This window comes from Alicyclobacillus herbarius DSM 13609, from assembly GCF_000430585.1.
Lineage (GTDB): Bacteria > Bacillota > Bacilli > Alicyclobacillales > Alicyclobacillaceae > Alicyclobacillus_G > Alicyclobacillus_G herbarius.
In genome coordinates, this window is record NZ_AUMH01000011.1 from 82,295 (window position 1) to 109,062 (window position 26,768).

34 protein-coding genes are annotated in these 26,768 nt (G+C 57.5%); all 34 read right to left on the reverse strand.

Annotated features, from left to right (window positions below; translation table 11 throughout):
• Nucleotide 1 precedes the first annotated feature (1 nt).
• On the reverse strand, nucleotides 2–787 hold the full coding sequence (locus H522_RS0109150; protein WP_081412014.1) for an undecaprenyl pyrophosphate synthase: 786 nt from the start codon (nucleotides 785–787) through the stop codon (nucleotides 2–4).
• A 37-nt stretch (nucleotides 788–824) separates the two neighbouring features.
• The gene (gene frr, locus H522_RS0109155; RefSeq protein WP_026962073.1) at nucleotides 825–1,382 is read right to left on the reverse strand and encodes a ribosome recycling factor; all 558 of its coding nucleotides are present in this window, start codon (nucleotides 1,380–1,382) and stop codon (nucleotides 825–827) included.
• Nucleotides 1,375–2,106: a UMP kinase gene (gene pyrH, locus H522_RS0109160; protein WP_026962074.1), complete on the reverse strand. Its 732-nt coding sequence runs from the start codon at nucleotides 2,104–2,106 to the stop codon at nucleotides 1,375–1,377. The genes frr and pyrH overlap by 8 nt, the downstream gene beginning before the upstream one ends.
• Before the next feature lie 87 nt (nucleotides 2,107–2,193).
• Nucleotides 2,194–2,847: a translation elongation factor Ts gene (gene tsf, locus H522_RS0109165; protein ID WP_026962075.1), complete on the reverse strand. Its 654-nt coding sequence runs from the start codon at nucleotides 2,845–2,847 to the stop codon at nucleotides 2,194–2,196.
• A 125-nt stretch (nucleotides 2,848–2,972) separates the two neighbouring features.
• Nucleotides 2,973–3,689, reverse strand: a complete 717-nt coding sequence (gene rpsB, locus H522_RS0109170) for a 30S ribosomal protein S2 (protein WP_026962076.1) — start codon at nucleotides 3,687–3,689, stop codon at nucleotides 2,973–2,975.
• Nucleotides 3,690–3,868: 179 nt separating this feature from the next.
• Nucleotides 3,869–4,471, reverse strand: a complete 603-nt coding sequence (locus H522_RS0109175; protein WP_026962077.1) for a hypothetical protein — start codon at nucleotides 4,469–4,471, stop codon at nucleotides 3,869–3,871.
• A 100-nt stretch (nucleotides 4,472–4,571) separates the two neighbouring features.
• On the reverse strand, nucleotides 4,572–5,063 hold the full coding sequence (locus tag H522_RS0109180; protein ID WP_026962078.1) for a chemotaxis protein CheD: 492 nt from the start codon (nucleotides 5,061–5,063) through the stop codon (nucleotides 4,572–4,574).
• Nucleotides 5,053–5,676, reverse strand: a complete 624-nt coding sequence (locus H522_RS0109185) for a chemotaxis protein CheC (protein ID WP_026962079.1) — start codon at nucleotides 5,674–5,676, stop codon at nucleotides 5,053–5,055. Before H522_RS0109185 ends, H522_RS0109180 begins: the two co-directional genes overlap by 11 nt.
• Nucleotides 5,673–6,149, reverse strand: a complete 477-nt coding sequence (locus H522_RS0109190; protein ID WP_051344107.1) for a chemotaxis protein CheW — start codon at nucleotides 6,147–6,149, stop codon at nucleotides 5,673–5,675. Before H522_RS0109190 ends, H522_RS0109185 begins: the two co-directional genes overlap by 4 nt.
• Before the next feature lie 2 nt (nucleotides 6,150–6,151).
• Nucleotides 6,152–6,736: a hypothetical protein gene (locus H522_RS0109195; protein WP_026962081.1), complete on the reverse strand. Its 585-nt coding sequence runs from the start codon at nucleotides 6,734–6,736 to the stop codon at nucleotides 6,152–6,154.
• Nucleotides 6,733–7,659, reverse strand: a complete 927-nt coding sequence (locus H522_RS0109200; RefSeq protein ID WP_026962082.1) for a flagellar biosynthesis protein FlhF — start codon at nucleotides 7,657–7,659, stop codon at nucleotides 6,733–6,735. Before H522_RS0109200 ends, H522_RS0109195 begins: the two co-directional genes overlap by 4 nt.
• On the reverse strand, nucleotides 7,659–9,695 hold the full coding sequence (gene flhA / locus H522_RS0109205; protein WP_026962083.1) for a flagellar biosynthesis protein FlhA: 2,037 nt from the start codon (nucleotides 9,693–9,695) through the stop codon (nucleotides 7,659–7,661). The genes H522_RS0109200 and flhA overlap by 1 nt, the downstream gene beginning before the upstream one ends.
• Nucleotides 9,692–10,783 carry a flagellar biosynthesis protein FlhB gene (gene flhB, locus H522_RS0109210; RefSeq protein ID WP_026962084.1) on the reverse strand — a complete coding sequence of 364 codons (1,092 nt, stop codon included), beginning with the start codon at nucleotides 10,781–10,783 and terminating at the stop codon, nucleotides 9,692–9,694. Before flhB ends, flhA begins: the two co-directional genes overlap by 4 nt.
• 4 nt (nucleotides 10,784–10,787) lie before the next feature.
• Nucleotides 10,788–11,567 (reverse strand): flagellar biosynthetic protein FliR, encoded by a 780-nt coding sequence (fliR, locus tag H522_RS0109215; RefSeq protein ID WP_245578068.1) that lies wholly within the window; start codon nucleotides 11,565–11,567, stop codon nucleotides 10,788–10,790.
• 4 nt (nucleotides 11,568–11,571) lie between these two features.
• Entirely contained in the window at nucleotides 11,572–11,841 is a 270-nt protein-coding gene (gene fliQ, locus H522_RS0109220) for a flagellar biosynthesis protein FliQ (RefSeq protein WP_026962086.1), read from the reverse strand.
• Nucleotides 11,842–11,884: 43 nt separating this feature from the next.
• Entirely contained in the window at nucleotides 11,885–12,610 is a 726-nt protein-coding gene (gene fliP / locus H522_RS0109225; RefSeq protein WP_035453320.1) for a flagellar type III secretion system pore protein FliP, read from the reverse strand.
• A 50-nt stretch (nucleotides 12,611–12,660) separates the two neighbouring features.
• Nucleotides 12,661–13,278: a FliO/MopB family protein gene (locus tag H522_RS20520; protein WP_051344109.1), complete on the reverse strand. Its 618-nt coding sequence runs from the start codon at nucleotides 13,276–13,278 to the stop codon at nucleotides 12,661–12,663.
• A gap of 16 nt (nucleotides 13,279–13,294) precedes the next feature.
• Nucleotides 13,295–13,657, reverse strand: a complete 363-nt coding sequence (locus H522_RS0109235) for a response regulator (RefSeq protein WP_026962088.1) — start codon at nucleotides 13,655–13,657, stop codon at nucleotides 13,295–13,297.
• Nucleotides 13,658–13,671: 14 nt separating this feature from the next.
• Entirely contained in the window at nucleotides 13,672–14,889 is a 1,218-nt protein-coding gene (gene fliY / locus H522_RS0109240; protein WP_026962089.1) for a flagellar motor switch phosphatase FliY, read from the reverse strand.
• Nucleotides 14,852–15,874, reverse strand: coding sequence for a flagellar motor switch protein FliM (gene fliM, locus H522_RS0109245; RefSeq protein ID WP_026962090.1), 1,023 nt, complete (start codon nucleotides 15,872–15,874; stop codon nucleotides 14,852–14,854). Before fliM ends, fliY begins: the two co-directional genes overlap by 38 nt.
• 15 nt (nucleotides 15,875–15,889) lie before the next feature.
• Nucleotides 15,890–16,324 carry a flagellar basal body-associated FliL family protein gene (locus H522_RS0109250; protein WP_026962091.1) on the reverse strand — a complete coding sequence of 145 codons (435 nt, stop codon included), beginning with the start codon at nucleotides 16,322–16,324 and terminating at the stop codon, nucleotides 15,890–15,892.
• Nucleotides 16,321–16,536 (reverse strand): flagellar FlbD family protein, encoded by a 216-nt coding sequence (locus H522_RS0109255; protein ID WP_026962092.1) that lies wholly within the window; start codon nucleotides 16,534–16,536, stop codon nucleotides 16,321–16,323. The genes H522_RS0109250 and H522_RS0109255 overlap by 4 nt, the downstream gene beginning before the upstream one ends.
• A 105-nt stretch (nucleotides 16,537–16,641) precedes the next feature.
• Nucleotides 16,642–17,472 carry a flagellar hook-basal body complex protein gene (locus H522_RS0109260; RefSeq protein WP_026962093.1) on the reverse strand — a complete coding sequence of 277 codons (831 nt, stop codon included), beginning with the start codon at nucleotides 17,470–17,472 and terminating at the stop codon, nucleotides 16,642–16,644.
• Between the two features lie 83 nt (nucleotides 17,473–17,555).
• Complete coding sequence (locus H522_RS21945; RefSeq protein ID WP_211230669.1) at nucleotides 17,556–17,960, reverse strand: flagellar hook capping FlgD N-terminal domain-containing protein; 405 nt, start codon at nucleotides 17,958–17,960, stop codon at nucleotides 17,556–17,558.
• A gap of 36 nt (nucleotides 17,961–17,996) precedes the next feature.
• Nucleotides 17,997–19,193 (reverse strand): flagellar hook-length control protein FliK, encoded by a 1,197-nt coding sequence (locus tag H522_RS0109270; protein ID WP_162143499.1) that lies wholly within the window; start codon nucleotides 19,191–19,193, stop codon nucleotides 17,997–17,999.
• A gap of 281 nt (nucleotides 19,194–19,474) precedes the next feature.
• Nucleotides 19,475–20,119, reverse strand: a complete 645-nt coding sequence (locus H522_RS0109275; protein ID WP_162143500.1) for a magnesium transporter MgtE N-terminal domain-containing protein — start codon at nucleotides 20,117–20,119, stop codon at nucleotides 19,475–19,477.
• 46 nt (nucleotides 20,120–20,165) lie between these two features.
• Nucleotides 20,166–20,618 (reverse strand): flagellar export protein FliJ, encoded by a 453-nt coding sequence (locus H522_RS0109280; RefSeq protein WP_026962096.1) that lies wholly within the window; start codon nucleotides 20,616–20,618, stop codon nucleotides 20,166–20,168.
• Complete coding sequence (locus tag H522_RS0109285) at nucleotides 20,615–21,931, reverse strand: FliI/YscN family ATPase (protein ID WP_155836312.1); 1,317 nt, start codon at nucleotides 21,929–21,931, stop codon at nucleotides 20,615–20,617. Before H522_RS0109285 ends, H522_RS0109280 begins: the two co-directional genes overlap by 4 nt.
• Complete coding sequence (locus H522_RS0109290; RefSeq protein WP_035453277.1) at nucleotides 21,921–22,697, reverse strand: FliH/SctL family protein; 777 nt, start codon at nucleotides 22,695–22,697, stop codon at nucleotides 21,921–21,923. Before H522_RS0109290 ends, H522_RS0109285 begins: the two co-directional genes overlap by 11 nt.
• 1 nt (nucleotide 22,698) lies before the next feature.
• Nucleotides 22,699–23,715, reverse strand: a complete 1,017-nt coding sequence (gene fliG, locus H522_RS0109295; protein WP_035453279.1) for a flagellar motor switch protein FliG — start codon at nucleotides 23,713–23,715, stop codon at nucleotides 22,699–22,701.
• Between the two features lie 15 nt (nucleotides 23,716–23,730).
• Nucleotides 23,731–25,248: a flagellar basal-body MS-ring/collar protein FliF gene (gene fliF / locus H522_RS0109300; RefSeq protein ID WP_026962100.1), complete on the reverse strand. Its 1,518-nt coding sequence runs from the start codon at nucleotides 25,246–25,248 to the stop codon at nucleotides 23,731–23,733.
• A 210-nt stretch (nucleotides 25,249–25,458) separates the two neighbouring features.
• The gene (gene fliE, locus H522_RS0109305) at nucleotides 25,459–25,764 is read right to left on the reverse strand and encodes a flagellar hook-basal body complex protein FliE (protein WP_026962101.1); all 306 of its coding nucleotides are present in this window, start codon (nucleotides 25,762–25,764) and stop codon (nucleotides 25,459–25,461) included.
• Between the two features lie 69 nt (nucleotides 25,765–25,833).
• Entirely contained in the window at nucleotides 25,834–26,268 is a 435-nt protein-coding gene (gene flgC / locus H522_RS0109310; protein WP_026962102.1) for a flagellar basal body rod protein FlgC, read from the reverse strand.
• A 5-nt stretch (nucleotides 26,269–26,273) separates the two neighbouring features.
• Nucleotides 26,274–26,660, reverse strand: coding sequence for a flagellar basal body rod protein FlgB (flgB, locus tag H522_RS0109315; RefSeq protein WP_026962103.1), 387 nt, complete (start codon nucleotides 26,658–26,660; stop codon nucleotides 26,274–26,276).
• Nucleotides 26,661–26,768: the final 108 nt, after the last annotated feature.

Here is a 26,768-nt window from a genome sequence, read left to right on the forward strand (position 1 = left end):
CCTACTTCAAACCGCCGAAGCGGCGTTTGCGTCGACCATAGTCCGTCAAGGCCTCAAACAATTCCCGACGGCCAAAATCGGGCCATAATACGTCTGTAAACCAAAATTCTGCGTATGCCGCCTGCCAAATCAGAAAATTGCTGAGCCGCTTTTCGCCGCTCGTGCGGATAATCAGGTCTGGATCTGGCAGCCCGGCGGTGTCGAGGAATTCGGCAAAGGAGGCTTCATCGAGGTCGTCCCATGTCAACTGACCTTGGCGAATGGCGTTCGCCACGCGATGAACCGCCCCTAAAACATCCGCACGCCCACCGTAGTTGAGCGCAAACGTGACCGTCATTCCCGTACCTTCGCGAGTCCGCGACAAGGTCCGATCTACCGTATCCCGGGTATACGGAGGCAGCTTATCCACGTCGCCAATAAACCGAACCCGCACGCCGCGCTCGACCAATTCGTCAATCTCAGTACGGAAAAACTCCTCAGGCAGGCGCATTAAATATTCTACTTCACTCTCTGGCCGCTTCCAATTCTCGGTCGAGAACGCGTACAATGTCAGACACTCAATGCCAGCGTCGTCACAGGCGCGGATGACCTCACGCATGGCCAACATACCCGCGTGGTGGCCTGCAGCCCGGGGAAGTCCGCGCCGTCGTGCCCAACGACCATTGCCATCCATGATGATGGCGACATGCCGCGGTAAGTTTTGGGTCGGGACGGACCCATCCTGCTGCCCCCGCCTCGCCCCGCGGAACCATCGTCGAATCACGCCGAACACCGCGTCCCCTTTCATGCTCCCGCCGCTCTCCCGGATGCACTCGTCAAAGCGATCAGATTTCTTTCAACTCGCGTTCTTTAACTTCGAGCATCTTGTCGACTTCGCCCACAAACTTATCCGTGAGCTGCTGGATTTTATCCATGCCGCGGCGCACCTCGTCTTCGGAGACATCTCCCGCCTTCTCGGTGCGTTTTAACTCATCGTTTGCGTCCCGGCGCACGTTGCGAATCGCGATTCGCGCCTCTTCCGCCATCCTCCGCACCACTTTGGCCAGCTCCTGCCGCCTCTCATCGGTCAGCGGCGGAATGACGAGTCGAATCACCGAACCGTCATTCATCGGGTTTAAGCCTAAATCCGACTTTTGAATCGCCTTCTCAATCTCCGACAGCATGCCTTTATCCCAAGGCGTAATCAACAACTGCCGCGGCTCCGGAACTGAGACGGTGGATACTTGGTTGACCGGCATCTGTGTCCCGTAATACTCGACCATCACCTTATCGAGCATCGCTGGCGTAGCGCGTCCAGCACGGACGGTGGCCAAATCCCGCCGCAGCGCCTCAATCGCCTTCTGCATGCGGTCCTGCGCCGATTTCACAATCTCTTCAAGCACGCGTCTTCCCCCTCACGATGGTCCCTATTGGTTCGCCCAGAACGGCTCGACGGATGTTCCCCGTCTCCCCGAGTGCGAATACCAACAGCGGGATGTCATTATCCATGCACAGGGATGTCGCGGTCGAATCCATGACACCCAATCCCTGACGCAGCACTTCGAAGAATTCCAACTCATCATATTTTACCGCATCCGGGTCACGTCGTGGGTCTGCGCTGTATACCCCGTCCACTCCGTTTTTCGCCATCAAGATAACCTCAGCTTCAATTTCCGCAGCGCGGAGTGCCGCTGTCGTATCGGTGGAGAAAAACGGGTTGCCGGTTCCACCCGCAAAAATTACGACCCGCCCTTTTTCTAGGTGACGGATAGCCCGACGGCGAATGTACGGTTCTGCGACTTGACGCATTTCCACGGAAGTCTGTACGCGCGTATCGACGTCCAACTTTTCCAACGCGTCTTGCAAGGCCAATGCGTTCAGTACCGTGGCCAGCATCCCCATGTAGTCGGCCGTCGCTCGGTCCATCCCCTGTTGGCTTCCGGAAACACCGCGCCAGATATTGCCCCCGCCAACCACCACGGCGACTTGGACCTTGAGCTCGACCACCTCACGAATTTGTTCCGCAATCCGCTGGATGACGTTCGGATCGATCCCAAAACCTTGTTCGCCAGCCAGTGCCTCACCACTCAGCTTTAACACGACCCGCCTGTATTTCGGCGTCGCCATCGACCTACCCCCGTTCCATCCTACGCCGCCAGAACCACCCTGACACCGATATGCAAAGGGAACACGCTTGGTGTTCCCGACGCCGACTCACTTCCGTACTTGTTCCATAACTTCCTGAACGAAGTCTTTCTCTTCTTTCTCAATCCCCTCGCCGACCACAAACCGAGAGAAACGGCGAATCGAAATGTTTTCGCCGATTTGCGCAATCTTTTCCTTCACCAGTTGTTCAATCGTTTTATCGGGGTCTTTGACAAACGGCTGTTCCAACAGGCAAATTTCTTTCAAATACTTATCGATCCGCCCGTCGACAATGCGGTCGACAATGTGCTCGGGCTTGCCTTCATTCAATGTCTGGGCACGGACAATCTCCCGTTCCTTGGCAATGACCTCCTGTGGCACTTCTTCCCGCCGGACGTATAACGGGTTGCTGGCCGCAATATGCATCGCCACGTCCCGGACAAAGGTGCGGAAATCGGCGTTCTTCGCGACAAAGTCGGTCTCACAGTTGACTTCGACCAGAACGCCAATCCGTCCGCCGCCGTGTATGTACGCCTCTACCAATCCTTCGGCAGCCACTCGCCCAGCCTTCTTGGCCGCAGACGCCAATCCCTTTTCGCGCAAAATCTCAATCGCGCGCTCCATATTGCCGTCCGCTTCGGTCAGGGCCTTCTTGCAGTCCATCATACCCGCACCCGTGCGCTCGCGCAGCTCCTTGACCATCTGGCTTGTTACAGTTGCCATCAAAACCCCTCCTCGTATGCTGTCCAGCTGCTTGTATCGAAGGCGCATGCTTGACACACCGATGGGGTGACGAGGCAGATAGCACCCGTCACCCCATCCCCTCAGCACCCACATACCAGTTCCAATTAAGCGGTTGTGATTTCTTCCTCTTCTTCCGGTTCTTGCGGCGTTCCTTCCAAAACGGCGTCGGCAATTTTCGAGGTCAACAACCGCACCGCACGAATGGCGTCGTCATTGCCGGGGATGACGTAGTCAATCTCGTCCGGATCGCAATTGGTGTCGACAATCGCCACAATCGGAATCCCCAGTTTCCGACCTTCCGACACCGCAATACGCTCTTTCCGTGGATCAATGACGAACATGGCCGCAGGCAGTTCGGTCATGCCCTTGATGCCACCCAGAAACTTTTCCAGCCGCTCCTGCTCCTTGCGCAGAAGAATGACTTCCTTCTTCGGTAAAAGGTCAAACGTTCCCTCGGCTTCCATCCGCTCAATCTCGAGCAGACGCGCAATCCGCTTCTGAATGGTCTTAAAGTTGGTCAGCGTGCCACCCAGCCAACGATGGTTGACATAGTACATGCCGCACCGCTCCGCCTCTTCGCGGACCGCTTCCTGAGCCTGCTTTTTCGTACCGACAAACAGGATCTTCTTGCCCTCCGCGGAGAGGTCACGGACAAAGTGGTACGCCTCTTCCACTTTGCGGACGGTCTTCTGCAGGTCAATAATGTAAATTCCGTTTCGCTCGGTGAAGATGTACTTCGCCATCTTCGGGTTCCAGCGACGCGTCTGGTGTCCAAAATGGACGCCGGCTTCCAGCAGTTGTTTCATCGAAATAATAGCCACGCTCAATAGACCTCCTGTTTGGTTCATCCTCCGCCTGCTTCGTCCCTAGAGTGAACCGTTGAAAACGGCACCGACCCCAGATCCACAGACGTGTGTACTCCGCCCCTTGGCGGGCCGTCACACTGAACAGGAATATATCATAAATTCCCGCGTGAAGGCAATGTTGTGGATGACCGAATTCAGTTTGTAGGACCCACGGCCGGTGCGAGCAACAGCTGGCGCACCTGCGCAATCGCTTCCGGGGTGACCCCCAGACGGAGCGCAGCCTCCTCGTCCGAACACCCTGCATAAAGCAGGTCCAGCACGCGGTATGCGGTCGCTTCATCACACCAAGCAGGTTCACCGCCAAGAGTGGGTTCACCGCACCGAGAGGATTCACCGTCTGACGTTCGAGACACCTGCGCCGGCATACTGCCGCCAGCCGCCTCACCGGTCTGGACATACGCCAGCACCTCCGCGCGCAGTTCATCCATCTGCTGTTCTACGTAGCGGCGCATTTCAAGCAACTGCTTGGTCACGTCGTCATAAATTTCTCCCAAAACCTTCTCCAATTGTTCGACCTCTTCCTCGGCATCCAGACTCGGCGCGACCTCCCGGCTTGTCTGCGGTGCTGGGTCCAGACCGGCCCTGCTCATGCCACGAGGGTCCAACAACCCCGCCATCCATCCAGCCCCCCCGAGCGGACGATCCATCTTCTTAGCACGTCGGTGTTGGCGGACATAGAACCAGCCAAGTCCGGCTAAGAGCAGCAGCATCAGTAAATCCCACAGCAGAGATTGCACTTTCCATCGCCTCCCGACGACAGCCGGCGCTTCATCCGGCGATGAAGATTCAATTTCAGATTTTGCGGTGCGGCGCGGGTGGAACACCATCCGCACCACTTTATATGAAATACGTCCCCGCCAGCGTTCGAATCCACAAGGTGCACGCCACGGTGTCAAATTCGATGGTTCGCCCCACCGTTCCCCCCACATCCTCGCCAACGACTGGGATTCCGGCTTGCGATAACACGGTGAGAATCGAGGCCACATTCCGTTCCCCGATGCTCAGCGCTTTCGACTGCAGGTGTCCTTTGAACATGTGCGCTCCGCCCGCCAACTTGGCTTTGAGACAAGATGCCCGACCGCCGGCAGAGAGGACGGCTTGAATCAGCCACTCCGTCCCCAAATCTGCGTATTTTTGCGGCCGCGCACCTCGCGGCCCGGGCGCGGCCGGCAGCATCGTGTGCACCATGCCCGCAATCCCAGCCGTTTCATCATAAATCACGACACCGACGCAAGACCCCAGGCCCAGCGTCTGTAAACGGATGGGGCGACGGACCACCGCGCCTTCGGCGATGCCAATACGCTGGATGAGAGCGTCCTCACTCGTCACCGTTCGCACACCCCACCGCTTGCAGGAGAACGGACATTGTCCCTAGATCGGGAACGAGCACCAGGTGCCCTTCGATGTCTTCACTTCCGCGTTGAATTTCGGTTTGCAGCAACACAGCCTCGGTCGCATACGGCGCACTATCCAGTAAGGCGATGTCCAAAATCGCCCCGGCCATATCCACGGCCATCGCAGGAACCGATGGACGGGCATTCAGATGTGTCAAATTAGTCACCGCAGTGATGTAAGAAGCGCACAGAATATTGGCCACTTCACCCAGCGTGGACAACTCCAGTTCATCCCATGTCAATTCAGGCTTATCGGCACCGGAAACCAACGTGGACAGTAATCGGCTGGCGCTTTCAAGGTGCATCAAAAACAGGAAGTTGGCCGCGAAATCTCCATCCACCCGGATATAAACGCCCGCCATCACCGTGTCTTCACCGCCAACCCGCGCAGGAATTTCATGAAACGCGCGCACCTCGGCCGACGGCATTTTCATCGTGATGGGACTGCCAAGCAGCTTCGACAATGCGGTCGCCGCGTGGCTGGCCCCGATATTGCCAATTTCCCGCAGCGCGTCTATCTGCTGGGCTGATAGGCGCAAGCAGGTCATCCCCGAACACGCTCCCGCACTGCCTGGAGCTGTTCCATTTCCGCATCACTGAGCACCTGTTCCAAGTTCATAAGAACGATGGTTTCATCGCGCCCTGGAACCATGCCAGCCAAATACCGGGCTTCCACCCCACCGACCAGGTCAGGCGGAGGAACCAACGCGTCACCTTCCAGGTTGAGGACATCGAGCACATCGTCGACCGCAAAGGCAACCGTGTGTTTTCCGGTCCGTACCACAATCAATTTGGATGCCCCTTCCTCCTGTCCACCCTGTCCGTCCGCATAGCCAAAGCGCACCGCTAGGTCGAACACTGGAATTACCTCCCCTCGCACAGTCGTGACGCCAAGGAGGAACGGCAGTGTTCCCGGCACCCGCTGCACGCCTTGGTAAGGTTCAACCGAAACCACCTGCCGCGCTTCGACGGCAAAGCGTTCTTCGCCCAAACGAAACATCACGGCTTGCAACTCACTCATCTTCATTCCCCCTGACATGACTTTGGATCGACAGATGCCGCGAAGCGTACGTAGTTTCGGGCCATCTGCTCTACCGAGGCTTGGAACAGCGACATCCCTGGTGTTCCGAACAGGTAGCCCAATACACGGGTGAAACCGTCCCACTCGTTCTGAATACAAGATTGCAGACGATGGGCCGCCCACCTTGCCGACAGCAACCCACTCGATGCCTGCACGACCAGCCAACGTTGATTCGCGACGGCCCACGGTCGCCAGTTGCGCAGCCAAAAAAGCAACAGCCGCTCATCTATCTCAGGCCGAATACAGACCACGGCATCATCCAGCGCGTCTCCCACGCTCGGTGATGGGTTGAGAAGGGGCAGTCCTTCGTCCTCTTCGACCCATTCCAATTGAGGGACAGACACTGACCATTCTTGTACCAACCGCCGCACCGCAGGGATAAATGCACCCGTAAAACTCCGAGATACGTTCACGCCCGGCCCGTCCACACAGACGAAGCGGTGTAAGGAGGGCTGCTGGCGGTCCAAGTGGCGGTGTCTGTCATGTTGCTGCATTAAGTCGCGCAAACGGTCCGCCTGATCCGTCATCCGGACAGTCCCTCCGATGTCATCCACCGCAGCCAGTCGGCAATTTTAGCCAGCGAAATGTCATCCGGTACATTTTGGCCCGTGGTGACATAAGACGGGGGACGCCCAGACGCCCATAACAGATTGAATACCGATCCGTACGTCTTCGTTTCATCCCACTTGGTGAACAAAAACTTGTCATAGGCCAACTCATCCAGTTGCCGGGCGACGGCCGCTAAGTCCTCGTCCTTCGCCGTCAGGCTCAGGACCAGGTACGTCTCATCGGGATGGACATGCGCCAACAGACGTTTCATCTCCAGGACATACCGCGGCGCCAACAGATTGTGCCCGGCCGTATCAATCAGCACGTGATCATACCCAGCAAAGGCTTGCAGCTTATCCGGTAGGTCAGATAGATGATCCACCACAGCCAGCGGCGCGTTCATAATCTGCGCGTACGTTTGCAGCTGTTCCACAGCGGCAATGCGAAATGTATCTGTGGTCATCAGGGCTACCCGTTTCCCGGCCAGCACGTGTAAAGCGGCCAGTTTGGCAATGGTCGTCGTCTTGCCGACACCGGTGGGGCCAAGGAACAAGGCCACTCGAGCGTCGCCGGAAAGCGGAGTGGCGTCCTGCCCGCGTAGACGGGTTTGGAGAAGACGCTCAATCTCCGCCCAGGTCAGCCCAGGTCGCAACAAGTCTGGAATCCGCACGCCATGTCGCTCAAGCCGCCGGACAAGGCCGTCCACCTCTCTATGACTTTGCAGCGGCAGCTCCGCGCCTGCGGCCGCCAACACCTCAATCTGTGACCGCTTCATCAGGCCCCAAAAGCGGCGGCTGTAAATCCGCCGGCTGCTCAAAATCACCGCGTCTGGACCCAAGTCCTGGCGAATTTGTTGCACGGCTTCCGGCATCTCGTTGACCACATAACGCTTTACGATCATCAGAGATTCACCACCCCACCGCTCTCAATTTCCACGGCCGGGTCCAGTTCGTTGTAAGACAAGACGGTTAAGTCCGGCAAAAAGCGAGCCAGCCAACGCCGAACCGGCAGGCGCAGTTGCGGATGCGTCAGCAAGATCGGCGTCTTCCCTATCGCCATCAACCGCTGCGATTCCTCATGAAGACGACGGTAAATCTGCTGCGCCAGATTCGGATCGACCGCAATCTGCGAAGCCCCTTCCTGCACGACCAAAGACTGCTGCAGACGCTCTTCAATCCCTGGCGCCAAGGTGATGACTGTCAAGGGTTGTCCTGGCGCGCGGAACTGGTGACAAATCTGGCGTGATAACGCCTGACGCACCCGCTCCGTAAGGAAGTCTGGGTCCTTCGAGACCAGAGCGGCATCGGCTAGCGTCTCTAAGATCGTCACGAGGTCGCGAATAGACACCTTTTCTTGCAACAGGTTCACCAGCACCCTGTGAACCTGTCCCAGGGTTAAGACCCCGGGCACCAGCTCGTCGACCAAGGCGGGGGCGCTCTCGCGAACGTGATCGAGCAGCGCCTTCGCTTCCTGTCTGCCCAAAAGCTCATGGGCGTGGCGACGCAGCACCTCGGTCAAATGGGTGGCGATGACGGTCGGCAAGTCGACCACCGTGTAGCCAGCCGCCTCGGCACGAGGCTTCATGTCCTTGTTCACCCACAAGGCTGGCATCCCGAATGCCGGCTCGGTCGTCGCGATACCGTGAACATTCGGGTCCTCTGGGCCTGGGCTCATGGCCAACCAGTGTCCCATTTGCAATTCGGAACCGGCAACCTCCAGCCCCCGAATCTTGATGACATACTGAGACGGTTTTAACTGAACGTTGTCACGCAGGCGTACGGTCGGAATGACAAATCCCAACTCCAACGCCAATTGGCGGCGAATGGCAGTGACACGTTCCAAGAGGTCACCGCCCTGTTTGGCATCCACCAAGGGAATTAAACCGTAGCCAAATTCAAACTCGATGGGTTCCACCGTCAACAAAGATAGCACGTTCTCCGGCTTCTTGGTCTGCTCATGTTGACTGCGCACAGCCTGTTCGGCTCGTTTAGCCTGCGCCCGTGTCTGTTCCTGCTGCCGCCGCCAGCCCAGAAATCCGGCTAAGAGCCCGACCGGCAACGCACGGAGGATGCCAATCGGCGTGATCAACCCGAGCAGCAGGATGGCCCCGCCCGCCATGTACAGCGTCCGCGGTGTAGAGAAGACCTGTCCAATCACGTCGGCGCCCAGATTGGCTTCCGAAGCGGCGCGTGTCACCATCAATCCGGTCGCTGTCGAGAGCAATAAGGCAGGAATCTGACTGACCAATCCGTCACCGACCGACAGCAGGGTATAGGTCTGGGCAGCCTGCTGCCAATTCATGTGGTTCATCGCCATACCGATGATAAAACCGCCGACGACATTGACCGCGACAATCAGTAGAGAAGCAATGGCATCCCCTTTGACGAATTTGGATGCGCCATCCATCGCTCCGTAAAAATCCGCCTCGCGCTCGATGGCCTGACGGCGCTGCCGCGCCTGCTCCTCCGTGATGAGCCCTGCGTTTAAATCGGCGTCAATGGCAATTTGTTTGCCAGGCATGGCATCCAGGGTAAAGCGGGCCGCGACCTCAGCCACCCGCTCCGCCCCTCGCGTAATCACGATGAATTGGATGATGGCTAAGATCAGGAAAATGATAAAGCCAACGACCAAGTTGCCACGGACGACAAAATTGCCAAAGGTATGAATCACTTCACCCGCGTCGCCCTGAGTCAGAATCAGTCGCGTGGAGGACACATTCAGCGCCAATCGGTACAGCGTCGTCACCAACAAGAGCGACGGAAACACCGAGAAATCCAGTGGCTCACGGGTATTCATCGCCACCAACAATACCGTGATGGAGACGAACAAATTGATGATGAGCAGCAGGTCAAGCAAGGTCTTGTTGATGGGCAGAACCATCATCGCCACAATGCCGATAATAGCGGCCATCACAAAAACATCCGACCGTTTTTTCACGACCTGACCGCCATCCTTTCATCGCGCATCCGATACACTTGGGCCAACACCTTGGCCACCGCTTGATACAGCTCCTCGGGAATGACCTCACCCACGTCAACCGTGCGATACAACGCCTGTGCCAACGGTTTTTGTTCTATCACCGGCACTCCGTTGTCTCGTGCCAATTGGCGGATCCGCCACGCAAGTGCATCCGCACCCTTGGCCGTCACACATGGGGCCTGCATCGTCGCCGCGTCATAGCGGAGCGCCACGGCGAAATGGGTCGGGTTGGTGATAACGACATCTGCCTTCGGGACCTCCTGCATCATCCGCTGCATCGCCAATGCCCGTCCTCGCTTGCGAATGGTCGATTTGATGAGCGGATCGCCCTCTTCGTGCTTCATTTCCTCTCTAATCTCCTGCAGCGACATGCGAATACTGCGTTCAAAATCAAACCGCTGATAAAAATAGTCGAGCGCACCGATGACCAGCATCAAGCCTCCGGTGAGGATGGCCACTCGAAACACCATCTGGCCGACTACACCAGGCAAAGCCACCGGATTGATGTTGCTCAGACTCGGGATCCCGGCGATGGTCCCGCGCAGACCGACGTAAGCGGCCAAGGCAACTACAGCCAGTTTGAGTAGAGATTTGACGCCGTCCACGACGGCCCGCATACTGAACAATCGCTTCAAGCCCGCGGCTGGATTGACGCGTTTCAGGTCTGGAAGGAGACGCTTGGGCCAAAATCCAGGTCCTACCTGAGCGAACGCGGCGGCACCGCCCACGGCGAACACCACTCCCAGCCACGGGGCGAGCATCCGGATGAACTCCCAAAGCGCCTGCCGACACAACGAAGCGGTATCGGCATCGGCCCAACTCACATCGGCCGCGTGTTGAAAATCGTTCTGCATCAGGGTCAGCCACTGATTCCATAAGTTTGGGCCGAATACGCGTAGCGCCGCCAGAGAGGCAATGAGGACCAGGGCCGAAGCGAACTCGGGGCTGCGCACGACGCGCCCTTCGCGGCGCAGTTTACGCCTTCTTGTAGGCGTCGCCCGCTCGGTTTTTTCGCCGGCAAATCGCTGCAAATTGAGGTCCAGCACGACCCTACCCTCCCAACCACTGAAGCGTGCCGTTCAACTCCGAAAACAGGGCTTGAAACACGCGGCCAAACAGGTAGACCATGGCGGGCATCACCGCCGCGAGCACGGCTAAGCCGACCAACAGCTTGACGGGCAGCTCGACCACGAACACGTTCATCTGGGGTACAGCCCGCGTCAACAAAGCGAACGTGATGTCGGTCAGCAACAGAGCCACAAGCAAGGGAGCCGCTAGCTGCAGCGCCAGCGCCATCGTCATCGACAGCACTTGCACAAGGAAGGTCCAAGCAGAATGAGGCGGAGAGAACGCGCCCAACCTCACATAGTGATAGCTTTGCATAATGCAGAGAGTGAGCCCGTCCAGCCCGTCCACCGCCACAAAGTAAAGACTGAACAGGACTTGCAAAAACATGGCACTGATGCCCGTCTGACTCCCGCCGGCGAGGGTCTGGTCAAATAAGGTGGCCATGCTGAAGCCAACCTGGACATCAAACAGCTGGCCAGCCATGGTGATGGCCGAGAAAATCAAACTGGCGAGAAAGCCGAGCAGCGTCCCGGTCAGGGTCTCCGCGAGAGCTTGCACGACGTAGCTACCTGGATTAGCCACCGGATTTGCCGAACTCGCCCCAGCCTCGGGCGCAACCCACAGCGCGACCAGCCCGACCAAGCCGACCTTCCCCAACAGCGGCCAGGCCCGCACCGACATCAACGGCGATGCCGCGACGAACGCGGCCACGCGCAGCATCACCAAGAATACGGATGGATAATGCGAGATGGCATAAGTCAACATCTTAACTCACAAACGACATCAGATTTCCGAGAATCGAACGGGTAAACTCAATCACGCTCGTCAACATGAACGGTCCAAACAGAGCCAAGGCCACAATGACCGCCAGGATTTTCGGTATGAATGCCAACGTCTGTTCCTGAATTTGCGTGGTCGCCTGAAAGAGGCTGACAATCAATCCGATGCCTAAGCCAAACAACAGAATCGGAGCGGTCAACTTGATCACCAGCCAGATGACCTGCTGGCCCAAGCCCAAAATAAAATTGGCGTCCATCGCGCACCCCCCTGGGTGGATCACAGCTACAAACCAAGGTCCACTATGAGTATCCGTGCAGCAGCGAACCGACGATGAGGTCCCAGCCATCCACCATCACGAACAAAAGCACCTTGAACGGCAGAGAAATCATCACCGGCGGCAGCATCATCATCCCCATCGACATCAATGTGGTTGCAACCACCAAATCAATCACAAGAAACGGGAGATAAATCATAAAGCCCATTTCAAACGCGGTCTTTAACTCGCTGATGGTATACGCCGGAACCAAGGCCGACAATGGAATCTTCGCAACTGACTTGGGCTTGTCCATGTGCCGGTATTGCAAAAACAGCTCTAAGTCGGCGTTTCGGGTGTGCTTCGCCATAAACTCTTTGAACGGCAGTTCGGCACGGGAAATCGCCGTCGACTGAGAAATTTGACCATGCAGATACGGCTGCAGCGCGTGCTGATTCACGGCCGAAAACGTCGGCTCCATCACGAATAGAGTGATGAACAGCGCTAGCCCAACGAGCACCTGATTGGGCGGCGTCTGTTGGAGCGCCAGCGCATTACGCGTAAACGACAAAACCACGATGATGCGGGTGAAACACGTCATAAGAATCAAGATGGCCGGTGCCAGTGACAACACAGTCAGCAAAACAACAATCTGCAGCGTCGCCTCGACCGACCCGGGCGAACCCCCGGCACCAATGGAGAGGTGAATCCCCGGCAAGGGGGCTGCCGTCGCCGCTTGCGCTGGAGTCGCCCAGCTTATCCCGCCCAGCATCGCGGCTGCCCACGCAGCGAAGCCAAGACCCAGGAGGCGACCTTTTCGGCTCATGTCCCATCCTCCTCGTCCGTCCGGGCTCGCGCTTCCGACAAAACCTCCGAGAATGCACTCGGTTTGCTCGCCTCTGCCAGTGTTCCCATAGTCGCCGCATCGCTGTGGCCGCCGTCCTTCTCCTGCCAAACCCGATCCCACGGCCTCTGCGACCGTATCCTCTGCATCGCCTCGGCCAAGCGTGCGCTTGTCGACCCCACTAACGCAGTCGACTGCAGCTGGGGACGGGTGCCCGTGTGGTCTGGCTCCCACGCGGGATAGTCTTCGGTCACATCGGCCAACAGGCTAACCTGTTCCCCGACCCCAATCAAATACCGCTTGCTCTCGACTTGAATGACCTGCACAAACCTTCCAGGAGCAATCTGGCGGGCGGCCAAGACCTCAATGGCACCCTTGGCCGGCACCCCGCCTTTCTGCCCCAGCCAACGCAGGCTCAACATCACGAGCGCGAGAATAACACCCAAGGCCAAAAACATACGGATCCACATCAGCCACGGGTTTGCGGCCAGGCTAGCCGATTCGGACTTTGCCCAGACCACGTGGCCGCACCCAGTCCCAAGCCATGCGAAGGCACAAGCCCAAAGGACGCGCCGGGCGACTAGCTTCTGGTCCACGGTGTATCCCTCATCCTTAGGCCAGCGCCTTTTTCACGGCCTCAAGCACGCGATCCGCTTGGAACGGCTTGACCACAAAGTCACGCGCCCCCGCCTGAATCGCGTCGATGACCATCGCCTGCTGGCCCATGGCCGAACACATGATGACACGCGCGTCCGGATCGAAAGCACGGATTTTCTTCAATGCGCCAATGCCGTCCAGCTCAGGCATAGTGATGTCCAGTGTCACCAAATCCGGCCTAAGCTCCTGATACTTTTCCACCGCCTCATGACCATTGGTCGCCTCGCCGACCACCTGGTATCCGTTTTTTGTCAAGATATCCTTGATCATCATGCGCATAAATGCGGCGTCGTCTACAACCAGAATCCGTTTCGACATGATGCATCCACCTCTCACTGCAGCTTTTTAACCCGATCAGACGGGCTGATAATTTCCGTCACCCGAACACCGAAGTTTTCGTCGATCACGACGACTTCGCCGATGGCGACACGCTTGTTATTGACCAGGATGTCCACCGGCTCGCCCGCCAGTTTATCCAATTCGACAACGGTCCCTTGCGCCCAATTGAGGATTTCACCGACGGTTTTGTTCGTACGCCCGAGTTCCACCGTGACGTGGAGTGGAACGTCCAAGAGCAAGGACAGATTGTGAATCTCGGTTGCGGACTTAAGCCCAATCGGCTCGGCCGATAGTTCGACAAACTCTGGCCGGAACACGCGTTGTGGTTCACGAGAGGCTGAGGGGCCGTCCGTCGTCCCGCCGGTCGCACTGTGTGCCACGGCCGCCGCGGCTTCGGACTCGCCGGTTCCGGCTGGGAACGCTGGCGAGGTCGAGGATGGCTCTGTCCCCGTCGTCCTCTCGACCGGCCCGGACAGCGCGTCCGAATGGACATTCATCTCGCGCTTGGGCGCCTCATCCGGCGCCGGGGAGCGGATTAGGTTCACCATTGCTTTAGCAAAGGACAACGGGATCCACTGCATGATGGTGGAATCCAGCAAGCTACCCACGCGCATGCGGAAAGAGACGTTGACAATCTGGCCTTCAAGTCCCAACTTCCACTCGTTCTCGGACAAATCGACAAACTGCACGTCCGGGGGAGAGATGTTGATGGTGCGATGAAAAATCTGCGACATCGCGGTGGCGGCGCCCCCCATCATCTGGTTCATCGCTTCGGCGACCGCCGACAGGTGCAACTCATTCAATTCGTCCGGGACATTTTCCCCGTTCCCCCCAAGCATCAGGTCGGCAATGGTCTTGGCGTCCTGCAACTGTACCACCAGCGCGTTGGTACCGGTCAATCCCTCTGTATATTCCACCGAGACCAGGACAAACGGCTTCGGGAACTCCGCACGGATGCTATCGGCCTCATAGAGGCTTACCGTCGGCGTCGTGATTTCCACCCTTTGCTGGAGCAGGGTAGAGAGCGACGTCGCGGCCGCTCCGAAGCTAATGTTTCCAATCTCTCCAAGAATGTCCATCTCGTCCCCGGAAATCACTGCCGGAGAGGAATCGGACACGCCGCCGGAACTGGCGCCATCTCTCGCATCGGAGGACGCCTGTTGAAACAATGCGTCAATCTCCGCCTGCGACAGCCTCTGGTCGTCCGCCATCTTCATGCACCTCTTTCCACAAGCTCAAAACCTGCACTGCCATCTTTTCCCGGGAACGGCCCAACCGGCCGACGAACAGGGGCACCCCGTCGACAAAGACGCGGACCGGCTCATCGATCCCGGTGTTCAAGGGGATCATGTCTCCGACGCTCATGTCCAACAGCTCCTGCAGGGTGAGATCGACACTCCCCAACTCAACCGTTACATCCACGTTGACTTTTTGTACGTGCCCTGCGAGGCTTGAGTCTGGATTTCTGGGCTCCCGAGCCCTGCCCGCGTCGAACAGGTACTGGGTGGTCAATTTCGGCACAAGCGGTTCAATCGTCACATACGGAATACAAATATTCAGCAAACCGCTGACCCCGCCGATGCGTGCGCTGAGCGTGACCACCAAGACGGTCTCATTGGGCGTCGCTAGTTGCAGGAACTGCGGATTACTTTCAAAGTTCACCAGGCGCGGTGACAATTCTGCCACACTGCGCCAAGCCTCCGCGAAAAAGCTCGCCATTCCCGACAATCCGCGTTCTAAAAGTCCTTCCTCGATTTCGGTCAACGCGCGTTCCCGATAAGGCCCCTTGGGAATGCCGCCTAACATCCGGTCAAGAATGGCAAAGACAATCTGCGGATTCATTTCCACAACCACTTTGCCCTTCAGAGGAGGGAATTCCATGACCTGGATTACCGTCAGAGCCGGAATCGACCGGATGAACTCTTCGTATGGCACCTGATCGACCGACTCCACCTGCACATGGACAATGCTCCGCAGCTGGGCGGCCAAGTGCGTGGTCAAAAGGCGGGCAAAGTGTTCATGGACGCGCGCAATGATGCGGATATGGTCTTTGGAAAAACGCATCGCACGGCGAAAGTCGTAAACCCGAACGGATGGCTCCGCAGAAGCTTCACGAAGCTCCTCCGCCTTGACTTCACCACTAGTCAACGCGGATAACAGCGCGTCAATCTCACTTTGGGATAAAACCTCGGACACAACGCGCCCCCCTTTTCACTGCGTCACCAGGCTCACAATGAGTACCTTATCCACTCTGCCCTGGGGCAGAACCTGATTCACCCTGTCGAGGATCGTCCGCTTCAGCCGATTGACGCCGCCCACCGTGGATAAATCAGCAGCCGTGAATTGACGCATGGTCTCATTCAGCACGTCCAAGATGGCTGGCTGCAAGTCGGATAATTCCTTTTTTGTTTCGCCATCCATAGGCAGCAAGGCGATGGTAAATTGAACGATCCCGTCCCCTTTCAAGTTGGTCGTAGTTTGCGGCAACTGAACCAGTAGTGCGTTCTGCTGAGCCGGCGACAACGACTTGTTGACCGGCTTTGCTGTGGCCGTCGGCCGCTTGTATTTATACCAGCCGACCGCCACGGCAAGGCATACGGCAAATCCCAGTATGACCGCAGACATGATGAGCAACATTCTCTTCATGACACCCCGTCCCCCCTCGGCGTCCCACCCATCCATCCAGTTGCGGACCAAAACTCCACAATGGCGGATCGAATCTGTTCGGGTGATTCACGGACCACGTATTTATGTGAATTCGATAAGGTCACTACCGAGTCGGGTGTCTGTTCAATCGACTCGACGAGCAGCGGGTTCAACCACACGGCGCTGCCGTTGATGCGCGTAAGCTGGATCACTGTTGTTTCCCCCTGCTATTGGCTGGCCAGAGGTTCAAGCTGCGCGTCCGGCTCCCTTTCCGAACAACTTCTCAGCGGACTCTGGCCAAGCCCATGTAAACCCCGTTAACTATTTTTCAGGTTGACGATGTCGTTCAGAATGGCATTATCGGTCCCGATGACCTTGGAATTCGCGTCGAACCCGCGCTGCGCGATAATCATGTTGCTAAACTCCTGGGTTAGGTCTACGTTGGACATTTCCAACGCCCCCGATTGAATCATTCCGGCTCCAGACGTTTGCGGCTGTACCGCAGTCGCAGGCCCTGAGTTAGGCGAGACCTGATACATGGTGTTACCGACCTTCTCCAATCCGGCCGGATTGTTGAACATGGCCAGAGCCACTTTGGCAATGGTCGTACGTGTGTTGTTGTTCTTATCAATGGCAGTGACGGTCCCATCCAGTCCCACGCTGACATCGGTATACTGGGTCGGCGGTATCTGAATGTCGGTCGGGGTGTTGCTGAATGCCCCGTTCGTGTAGGCATATCCCATCAGCTTCGCCCCGCTCGGGAGAACCAGGTTCCCACTGTCATCAAGCGAAAAGTTCCCGGCTCGCGTATAGTATTGATTACCGCCGCCCACATCGACGATGAACAGACCGTTCCCCTGGATCGCCAAATCCGTCGGGTTGTTCGTCGTTTCCGGGGCACCTTGGGTGAACAGCGTGGCAATCGCACCGACTTGCACACCCAACCCCACTTGTTGCGGATTCGTTCCGCCCAGGCCGTTCCCCGGGGCATTTCCGGAGTTGATGGTTTGACTCAGGATGTCACTAAAATCAGCCCGGCCAGCCTTAAATCCAGGTGTATCCACATTGGCAATGTTGTTGCTGATGACATCCAGTTGTGTTTGAAACGCGTGCATCCCAGAAATGGCGGAATACATGGAACGAAGCATATTTTATCACTCCTTTAGGAATGGATTGCTATTTCATGGGTGCGGCCGAACGGCGAAAAGAGCCGGGATTTGACCGCCTCAATTTACGTTCCGTTCGCACCCGTTACTTCCTGCAGGTCACTCAACGAGTAGGAATTTCCGTTTATAACTAGCTGCGGGGTGCCGTCCACGTAGCGCACGGCGGTCACCACGCCCGACACGGGCGCTCCATCCTTCCCCTGCACTTGGACCTGGGAACCCAACAACTGATAGGCGTATGAGGATTGATAGATGCCTACCAGAGATTGCACCGCACTGAGTACGGAGTTATCCGTTTGAGCCACATTGGTCATCTGCTCCAGCGCCGAAAATTGAGCAAGTTGAGCGAGAAACTGCGAGTTATCCATCGGCTGAAGCGGGTCTTGATACTGCATCTGCGTGACCATCATTTGCAAAAACGCATCCTTGCCCAAGTCCCCGCCGGGTGCGGGTACAGAACTTGTTGTCATACGCATCCTCCCGCTTTACGAACATAGCTCGCTTTTCTAGGCACGCGCCGTAAAACCCACAGACGTTTCAGACAGTGCCACAGGATGCTTCGGTCTTTGGATCGGATTCACCGCTCGTACGCTACTCATGCGCATCTTGTCCTCCTTGGCGCGCGGGCGGTCGCCCCCGGTGCCTCCAGCTTTTGACTCCCCCGATCCACCACTGCCCAGACTGAGGCCGACTTGCAGCCCCGACACATTCACGCCAGATTCAGACAACGCCTGCACCAAGGCCGCGGACTGGTGATGGAGCCAATTCGCCGTCGCCGGGTGGACTGCCGTAATCTGAACGTTCACGCTCCCCTGGTCGGTCTGCGACACCTTGACCGTAAGAGGTCCCAGGCCTTGCGGATGCACCGTCACTTGCATAGTCGCCACACCATTCTCAACCTGGGCCCGAACTGTCTGTGCAAGGTGCCGCGATGCCAACGGATGAGTCATATCCCAAACGGGTGTCAGAACCTGTGGCGGCATGGACTCGGCATCCTCTATCCCACGCATCACTTGCAGCCATCCGGCATTGACCGCATTCCTTTCGTCCGTTGGTTTTTGTGGTTCTGCCACGCGACGGGCGAGAACGGCCGGATCCGGAGAAGCCATTTGTTTCTCTGTACGGATCGTACCCGTACGATCCGCCTGCATCTCGGCGATACGGTCTCGAGCGGATACCAAACTGAACTTAGACGACGGGGCAAGCGGATGCAAGAGCGTTTGCCGCAGCTCAGAAGCCGCCGTATTCATCGAACTCAGTCTGGTGACCGTAGGGTCGATTTTCTTCTCGGTCCTATTTGTCACCCCTATGCCCTTTATCGTTTTTATCTGTTCTGTCGCCTTTGTCGCCGCAGGCCCACCTGTGGGCAGAGTCTTTAGTGCGTTTGCAGAAGAACGTGCTGTGGCGCTCAGCGATGGGTTCTTCCCATCCCCAGTGACTCGGATTGCCCCCGCCGGGACTTCACCGGCATGCATCGGACGAACATCGCCTTTCCCACCCGGTATCGGGGTACCGGGTACGGTACCGCCAACACGCTTCTCCAGCAAATTGATCTCGACATGCTGTGAAGACTTGTCCACATGACGCTTTGGCATGATTTCTGACGGGGACGATGCAACACGGCCCGATTCGACATCGGCTTTCGTCGACTCGAGAGCAGGTACTTCTGATGGTTGAATCCCCTGCTCGGATTCGATGAACAAGTCGGCCCCCTGAAGCGACGGAGCAAGCTGCATACACATACTCAGCCATGTTGAAAAGCCATCACGACCCGACGCAAGTGTCGATTCGCGCAGACCCTTGGTTGGCGTTGGGGCTACTTCCTTTCGTACCGTCTTACCCGACAATGACCGCGGATGGCTGAGACCGCCCGTTCTGTTGACGACAGTCCTCTCCCCTAAGGGAAACGCTCGGCTAACAACCGGTTCCGAGCGCGTATGCCACCCAGTCTGGTGCATAACGATACACCCCCTTTCTCGAAGGTTCACCAAGTAGTCGCCGACTGTCCTCCTCCAGCCGACTGTCCTCCTCCAACCGACTGACTTCCCCCAGCAGTGGTCGACTGCGCAGCACCCGCAGAATCACTCGCAGACTTCGCAAGGATTTTGCTGGCCTTTGCAGGGTCTATCTGGGCCAGGATGGGTCCGGAATCCGCAGCCGACATCTCCGCCACCACCTGTGCGGCTTCATCGATCGACATTTGCGCCAGAACCTTTGACGCCGCGTCCGGTCCCATTCCTTTCAATACCTTTGCCTCTGCTTGGGCTTTGGCCCTGACATCCTGCGCCTTGGCTATCTTCTGTTCAGTCGCGTGGAGTTGTGTTTCCAATCGCCGCTCCTTTTGCTTCTCGGACTGCAACGAGGTTTGCAGAGCCGCGTTTTGCCGTGTGAGCTTCTTCACTTGCTGCTGGCTTTGCGTAAGAGCGGTATGCAGCTGTTGAACCCGCATCTCGACTGTAGAACTCTGCTGAGAACCCCAGTGCACGCGAGTTTTTACAGTTTGCCAAACCGGAAACCCAAGGAATTGCAGCGCGGCACCGACCATGACCACCGCGGCCAATAAGGGAATGACCACGACCATCACAAACCATACGAATTTGCGCGCCAGCCCGCTATCCTTCCGGGACATGTCCTTTCTTGGCTCCGATGTCGTCGGACGGGATACGCGTTTTGGACTACCAGCTTGCATCGCCATCGCCTCCCATCCGCACCCGCATCTGCATCCCCGTTTCATCCAGTTCCCGCTGTTCGGCCTTCACCGCCGCCTGCCGCAGACGCGTCTTCCGTTCACGCAGGAGCACTTCCCAGCGCAGCTGCTCCCGATGCGCCTGATGAAGATTGCGCCGCTGCACCTCGGCCTCGTGCCGCAATCCGGCAAGGCGTCCTTCGACTTGCCCTTGAGCAATCCGCAACGCATCTGCGTACAACTGCCACAGCCACCACTCGCGCCCGGACCGACACTGATTCCGAGCACCGACCGCCCGCTCGTACTCCTGCTCAAGCCGCAGCCGTTCTGTGTCCACCTCTACCTGCTGCCGCTGAACCTTGACCAGGCGCAGCTGAACCACATCTTCAAGCTGTGCTTTTAAGTGATGCATGCGTTCCGGGACGCGTACATCGGACCTCATTCTTTCATCCCTGCCAGTTCAAACAGTTTCATCCGCGTCTCAGCCAGACTGGCAGCCTCCTCCGCAGGCTGCTCCAGGAATGCACGGACGTCCGGCATGCGCGCGATGGCCATGTCCGTCTCCGCGTCAAGGCCCGATTGGTAGGCACCAATTCGGAGTAAATCCTCCACATCCTTGTACCGTTGGAGCCAGCTTCGGACTTGGAGCGCAGCCTGACGGTGCTTCGGATCGACCAGTGCGGAAAACAGACGACTCACACTGGCCAAAACATCGACGGCGGGAAAACGGCCCGCGTTGGCCAGGTCACGGGACAAGACGATATGTCCGTCGAGAATTCCTCGCACCGCATCGGCAATCGGGTCGTTTAAGTCGTCGCCGTCCACGAGCACTGTGTAAAAGGCCGTGATGCTGCCTTGGTCGCTGTTGCCTGCCCGCTCCAAGAGCCGCGGGAGGAGCGCAAACACAGAAGGGGTATAACCCCGACTGGTCGGTGGCTCGCCCACCGCCAACCCAACTTCGCGCTGCGCCATGGCAAACCGGGTGACCGAATCCATCATCAAGTTCACAACCATGCCTTCATCGCGGAAAAACTCCGCAATGGCCGTGGCCACAAACGCAGCTTTCAGGCGCACCAAGGCAGGCTGGTCGGAGGTGGCGACCACCACCACGCTGCGGGTTCGGCCCTCATCCCCGAGGTCGTGTTCCAGAAACTCGCGCACCTCGCGGCCGCGCTCCCCCACAAGCGCAATGACATTGACATCGGCTGAGGTGTTACGGGCAATCATCCCGAGCAGCGTACTCTTGCCCACGCCGCTGCCAGCGAAAATTCCCATGCGTTGACCTTGACCGACCGGCAGCATCCCATCGATGACCCGTACCCCTGTCTGTACCTGCCGCTCAATCGGCAATCGCGCCAACGGACTGGGGGGGCCACCGTCGATGGGACGCAAGACCGCCGGGTGGACTGGCCCGCCACCATCCATGGGATACCCGAGACCGTCTAGGACCCTCCCCATCAGGCCGGACCCACACGGGACCGTAAGGCGCCTGCCCAACGCCAAGACATCGGCGCCAGGCGCGATGGCGGACAGCTCTCCCAGTGGCATGAGCACCAGACGCTCATCCCGAAATCCGACCACCTCCGCCAAACACTCCGTTCCGTCCTGCGAGGAAATGGAACAGATGTCGCCGATACGGGCGTACGGACCCTGCGACTCGACAGTCATGCCCACCACTTTCGCTACACGCCCATAGAGGCGAAACCAGCGCATGTTCCGCATGAGACTTACATTGGCTCGCAGTTCAGTCATCATTTCGCCCTCCGTCAAACACCTGGGGCAACACCTGTTCCAGGAGTTCCAGTTTTGTCTCCATGCGCGCGTCCATGCGTCCGGATGTACAGCGTACCTCACAACCCCCAAGAGAAATGGACGCATCTGGCAGGACAACGATCTCCCACTCCATCGGCTTCCCGAGACGCCACCTCGGCTGTGCCTCGCTGGCCTGCAAGAAATCGTCGGGATGGACGCGTACCTCCACGTGACGGCCATCCACCACGTAATCGAGAAGTTCCTGCACCATCTTCTCCACATCCGCCGGCTTCTGCGCGAGCTCCCGCTTCAACAAACCTCGGACTGCCTCCATCGCTACCTCAATGAGGAGCGGTCGGGCCGACGCAAGCAAACGTCGTCGCTCTCTTTCCGCCCCCAAGATCACCGCCTGCGCTTGCTCTAAGCGTTCCAGCCAAGCTTGGCGGGCTTCGGCCTCCCCTTTCTCCATGCCGTGCTGATAGCCTTTGGAGAAGCCTTGCGCCTCCGCTTCAGCGCGAATCTGGTCCGCCTCCTGCTCAGCCTCCGCGGTGAGCTGGCGGGCTTGCTCCCGAGCGGCGGCAAGCAGGGCTTCTGCCTCGGCCCGTGCCTGTTCGAGCGCCGTCTCTGCGGCAGGTGTATCGGGCTCAGTCACACTGACTTGATTCGCCGACGCCTCCTGAGACCTATGAACAAATTGATGGAGCGAGGGGCCCTCAATGGTGACCGAATCGACAACACGCCACGTTGCGCCAACCCGTGACTTGAGCACCCTAGACAATGACGTCGTCTCCTCCCGCCCGAGTTACGATGATTTCACCCGCTTCCTCCAACCTGCGAATCAGCCCAACAATACGCTGCTGGGCGTCTTCCACATCCCGTAAGCGGACAGGGCCCATATATTCCATGTCTTCCCGGAAAGACTCTGCCATCCGTTTCGACATGTTGCGGAAAATCACTTCCTGCACCTGTTCACCCGCCACCTTCAAAGCCAACTGCAGGTCTTTCGGATCGACATCGCGGATGATCCGCTGGATAGAGCGTGCATCCAGCAGCACGATGTCATCAAACGTGAACATGCGCTGTTTGATGTTGTCGACCAGCTCGGGGTCTTCTTGACCTAAGGTTTCCAGAATGGACTTTTCCGTCCCGCGGTCCACGTTGTTCAGAATTTTGACGACCGTGTCCACCCCACCCGTGTGTTGCGTATCCACGTTGGTCATCATCGCCAGCTTGTTTTCGAGCACCTGTTCGACCTCCGCCACCACGTCCGGTGAGGTGCTGTTCATCAAGGCAATCCGTCGCGCCACATCTGCCTGAAGAGCAGGCGGCAGAGCGGATAGGACCAATGCCGCTTGATCCGCATCCAGGTACGACAACACCAACGCCATGGTTTGCGGATGCTCGTCCTGGAGAAACGTGGCCAGCTGCTGGGGGTCTGCCCTGCGAATCTGGTGAAACGGTCGCACCTGAAGGGACGAGGTCAACTTCTGAAACACGCGTTCCGCCTGTTCTCGCCCCAAGGCGCGCTCCAAAACCTCCTGGGCGTATTCAATGCCACCGGTTAATATGTAATCTTTCGCCACCGCTATGTCGTGGAACTCCTTCAAGACTTGTTGCTCTTGGTCGGTATCCACCTTTTGCAGGTTGGAGATCTCGTAAGTCAACTGCTCGATTTCATCCTCGGACAGGTGTTGGTAAACCCGCGCTGCGATCTCTGGACCCAGGCTGATGAGCAGGACGGCGGCCTTTTGTTTGCCGGTCAATTCTCGTCTACGCCGAGGCACCATCCTCACCCCCAAACCTTAATCACTGACAAGCCACGTCCGGATGAGGTTTGCAAATTCCTCCGGCCGCTGTTCAGCTAATCGCGACAGTTGACGCTTCATCTGTTCTTCTTCCGTCAACTCCGTCTCCGGCAAAGGATTCTCCACAACCGGCATCCGGAACGGTTCAGGCTCAACGGCTTCGGACCGGTTGCGCCGGCGAAGCCACAGCCACACCCCGGCCCCGGCCAAGAGCGCACCAAGCGCCGCCGCAAACCACCACACCCGCAACGGGGAATTGACCGTTGCCTGTACGGGAGTTTGGAACGGAACCTGCATCACCGAGACCGAGTTACGGGCGCCAGCCCCCGCTGTCGTACCCACGGCATTCTGGACAAACTGCTGAACCCGGCGCAGTACGGCCGGAGATAATTTCGTGTTGCCGGAGTTCAGCATGACCCCCACATCGTATCCATTAATTTGGATTGGGTCATGAACCGTGGTTGTATCAGTATAGCTATTGTCGTACGTCGTCGTCGTTTCATCGTCTGTAGACTGCGACGAGGAACCCGTACTGCTGTTTCCGGCGTAGGTGGGCAAACCCGGATTGGTCGAAGACTGTCCAGCTGGTCCGCCGACGCCTGTCCCCTGAGTGTTGGTCGAATTACGAATCACCTGCTGACTCTTCGGTAGTCCGGTGTCTTGCCCGGGCACCGGCTGGACCACATGCGATTTACTCTTTACCCGGTCAAACGTCACATTCGCGTGAACGACTACCACCGCATTGCCTGGACCCACAATCTGATCCAAGCCGGCTGTCAACTTCTGCTCCAAGTTCTGTTCCATTTGCTGCCGCTCGGCTAACTCCGTCCCGCCCGTGGTAGCCCCTTGCGCCGATGAACTCGACAAGTTCACCCCGTTCTGGTCGACCACCGTCACATTGTCTGCCGTGAGGCCCTTGACCGCATGGGCAACCAATTGTTGGATACCAGCTACCTGTGCGGAAGAGAGCTGTACCCCCGTACCGAGTTGAACGAATACGGAGGCCTTAGCCGTATCCTGCGGCTGCGACACAAAGACCTGTTCCTGCGGCATCACAATATGGACTTGCGCATTCTCAATGCCGTCAATGCTTTCAATGGTATGATCGAGACTTTGCTGGAGGGCGTCCAAGACTTGTATGTTAAACTGGTCTTCCGTCATCCCAAATGAACTGGAGACAGATCCATATCCAACATATCCAGAATCCGGAAGCCCAGCCATAGCTAACTGGATGCGGGCTTCATCCGCATCACGCTGCGGCACCAAGACGGACGTGCCGTTGATCTCGGAAGGAATTTTGAGGTCTTCTAGCTTCGATTGGACTTCTCCCAATGACTTGGCGTCCAACCCACTCATGATGGTGACATAGTGGGGTCTCGACAAGATCCAAACGGAAGCGGCGATGGAAGCAGCCAACGCTGCGGCAGCAATGGCTAAATTTCGTTTTTGCCGACCAGACAAGCTGCTAAAGCGTGAGTTCCACTGTTGCCACCAACTGCGCACCGTTGCATTCAAACTGGTTCACCCTTACTCGCATTCTTGAAAGAAACCCCTTTTCCCCTATATCCTCAACGCAGGGTGGGCGTCTCCCCATATCCAGGTTGTCAGCCGCCCGGATTTTGCATAGATGCAGCATGAAACGAAGCATCTCAGTCCCTATGTACAATTCTTTTCTCTCTAATCTTCTGGTTCTCTATGTCTGCCTGAGTATGTTTACAAAATAGGTTAAATCTGCATGTTCATCAAAGACTGATACGCACTCACGATTCGATCCCGAGTTTGCACGGTTAGGTCGAGAGCCAGGGATGCCTGTTGTTCTGCCACCATCAATTGGTCAATCGTCGTGGGGCCTCCGGCAGCATAGGAAGCCGCCAGTTGATCCGCCTGCTGCAAGACGCCGTTCACCTCATCGAGCGCCTCCCCCAACACGTCGCTAAAGCTGCTGGTGGGGTGCCCCTGGGAGCCCATTCCGGTGACCGTGCCCACCGTTGCTGAACTGGGCACGACGTTAGTGATGTTTGAGATGGCCACGGTTGTTCCTCCTCGCCAAAGAAGTCACTGCTCGCACCGTCCTGCCATCAAGATGTCATCCAGTAAACGCTACTTCCCTAAGGAAATCGCTGCGGATTCCATCTGCTTGGTGGCGTCGAACGCGGTCGCATTGGCCTCATAAGCTCTCGCGGCCGAAACCATGTCGACCATTTCCGTAGCGATATCGACGTTGGGCATTTGTACATACCCATTGACCGCGTCCGGGTTGCTCGGGTCGTAGACCAGCCGGAACGGACTTGGATCCTGTACGATGCCGACTACCTGTACACCGGCTGTGCCACTCGCGGTCGACTGCTCCGCCGCCAATGCGTCCTGAAAAGTATTCGTACGAGGCGCCAACACAACCATTTCCCGGCGATAGGGTCCGCCCGACGGCGTGCGGGTGGTGTTGGCATTCGCGATATTATTGGCGATGACATCCATACGCAGCCGCTCCGCAGTTAACCCGGACGCACTGATGCCTAAATCGCCCCACCATGACATGTGCGTCAACCTCCCTGAATCGCTTCGCGGAACCGAGTAATGCGGGAATTCACATCCTGCAAGAGCGCGTTATAGCGAATCTGATTCGCAGCCAGCTCACTCATCTCGGCATCAATGTCGACATCGTTGCCGTTGTTTTGAATTTGCGCGGCCGTATCGGTCACGACCTGGGGTTGAACCGCGGCCAGGTTGGCAACCTGCGAAGCCGAGATGGAAGAAGAGCCTGGGAGTCCAGCGAGCTCCTTTTGCAACAGCGCCTCAAAGGAAACGTCCTGCCGCTGGTATCCAGGTGTATCCACATTGGCAATATTATTCGCAATGACGCGTTGACGAAGGTTTGAAGCGGTCAGCGCGTTTTGCAATAGTTGAAACGTCGCAATATCGAAACTCATCCTGTCACCCCTTGACGCGGCTCCCTCAAGACTGGGGTGTGATGCCAGTGTAAAGACCACTAGCTCTGAAGACTACTAATTCGTCACGCCACCGCAGATTCCTGCACG

Coding starts and splice junctions, on each gene's coding strand:
- H522_RS0109150 (WP_081412014.1), bottom strand. CDS start 787: ATGAAAGGGGACGCGGTGTTCGGCGTGATTCGACGATGGTTCCGCGGG.
- pyrH (WP_026962074.1), bottom strand. CDS start 2,106: ATGGCGACGCCGAAATACAGGCGGGTCGTGTTAAAGCTGAGTGGTGAG.
- tsf (WP_026962075.1), bottom strand. CDS start 2,847: ATGGCAACTGTAACAAGCCAGATGGTCAAGGAGCTGCGCGAGCGCACG.
- H522_RS0109185 (WP_026962079.1), bottom strand. CDS start 5,676: ATGACCTGCTTGCGCCTATCAGCCCAGCAGATAGACGCGCTGCGGGAA.
- H522_RS0109190 (WP_051344107.1), bottom strand. CDS start 6,149: ATGAGTGAGTTGCAAGCCGTGATGTTTCGTTTGGGCGAAGAACGCTTT.
- H522_RS0109195 (WP_026962081.1), bottom strand. CDS start 6,736: ATGACGGATCAGGCGGACCGTTTGCGCGACTTAATGCAGCAACATGAC.
- H522_RS0109200 (WP_026962082.1), bottom strand. CDS start 7,659: ATGATCGTAAAGCGTTATGTGGTCAACGAGATGCCGGAAGCCGTGCAA.
- fliQ (WP_026962086.1), bottom strand. CDS start 11,841: ATGGACGCCAATTTTATTTTGGGCTTGGGCCAGCAGGTCATCTGGCTG.
- fliP (WP_035453320.1), bottom strand. CDS start 12,610: ATGCTGGGCGGGATAAGCTGGGCGACTCCAGCGCAAGCGGCGACGGCA.
- H522_RS0109235 (WP_026962088.1), bottom strand. CDS start 13,657: ATGTCGAAACGGATTCTGGTTGTAGACGACGCCGCATTTATGCGCATG.
- fliY (WP_026962089.1), bottom strand. CDS start 14,889: ATGGCGGACGACCAGAGGCTGTCGCAGGCGGAGATTGACGCATTGTTT.
- H522_RS0109250 (WP_026962091.1), bottom strand. CDS start 16,324: ATGAAGAGAATGTTGCTCATCATGTCTGCGGTCATACTGGGATTTGCC.
- H522_RS0109260 (WP_026962093.1), bottom strand. CDS start 17,472: ATGCTTCGTTCCATGTATTCCGCCATTTCTGGGATGCACGCGTTTCAA.
- H522_RS21945 (WP_211230669.1), bottom strand. CDS start 17,960: ATGACAACAAGTTCTGTACCCGCACCCGGCGGGGACTTGGGCAAGGAT.
- H522_RS0109275 (WP_162143500.1), bottom strand. CDS start 20,119: ATGTCCCGGAAGGATAGCGGGCTGGCGCGCAAATTCGTATGGTTTGTG.
- H522_RS0109280 (WP_026962096.1), bottom strand. CDS start 20,618: ATGAGGTCCGATGTACGCGTCCCGGAACGCATGCATCACTTAAAAGCA.
- H522_RS0109285 (WP_155836312.1), bottom strand. CDS start 21,931: ATGATGACTGAACTGCGAGCCAATGTAAGTCTCATGCGGAACATGCGC.
- fliG (WP_035453279.1), bottom strand. CDS start 23,715: ATGGTGCCTCGGCGTAGACGAGAATTGACCGGCAAACAAAAGGCCGCC.
- flgC (WP_026962102.1), bottom strand. CDS start 26,268: ATGTCATGGTGGGGCGATTTAGGCATCAGTGCGTCCGGGTTAACTGCG.
- flgB (WP_026962103.1), bottom strand. CDS start 26,660: ATGAGTTTCGATATTGCGACGTTTCAACTATTGCAAAACGCGCTGACC.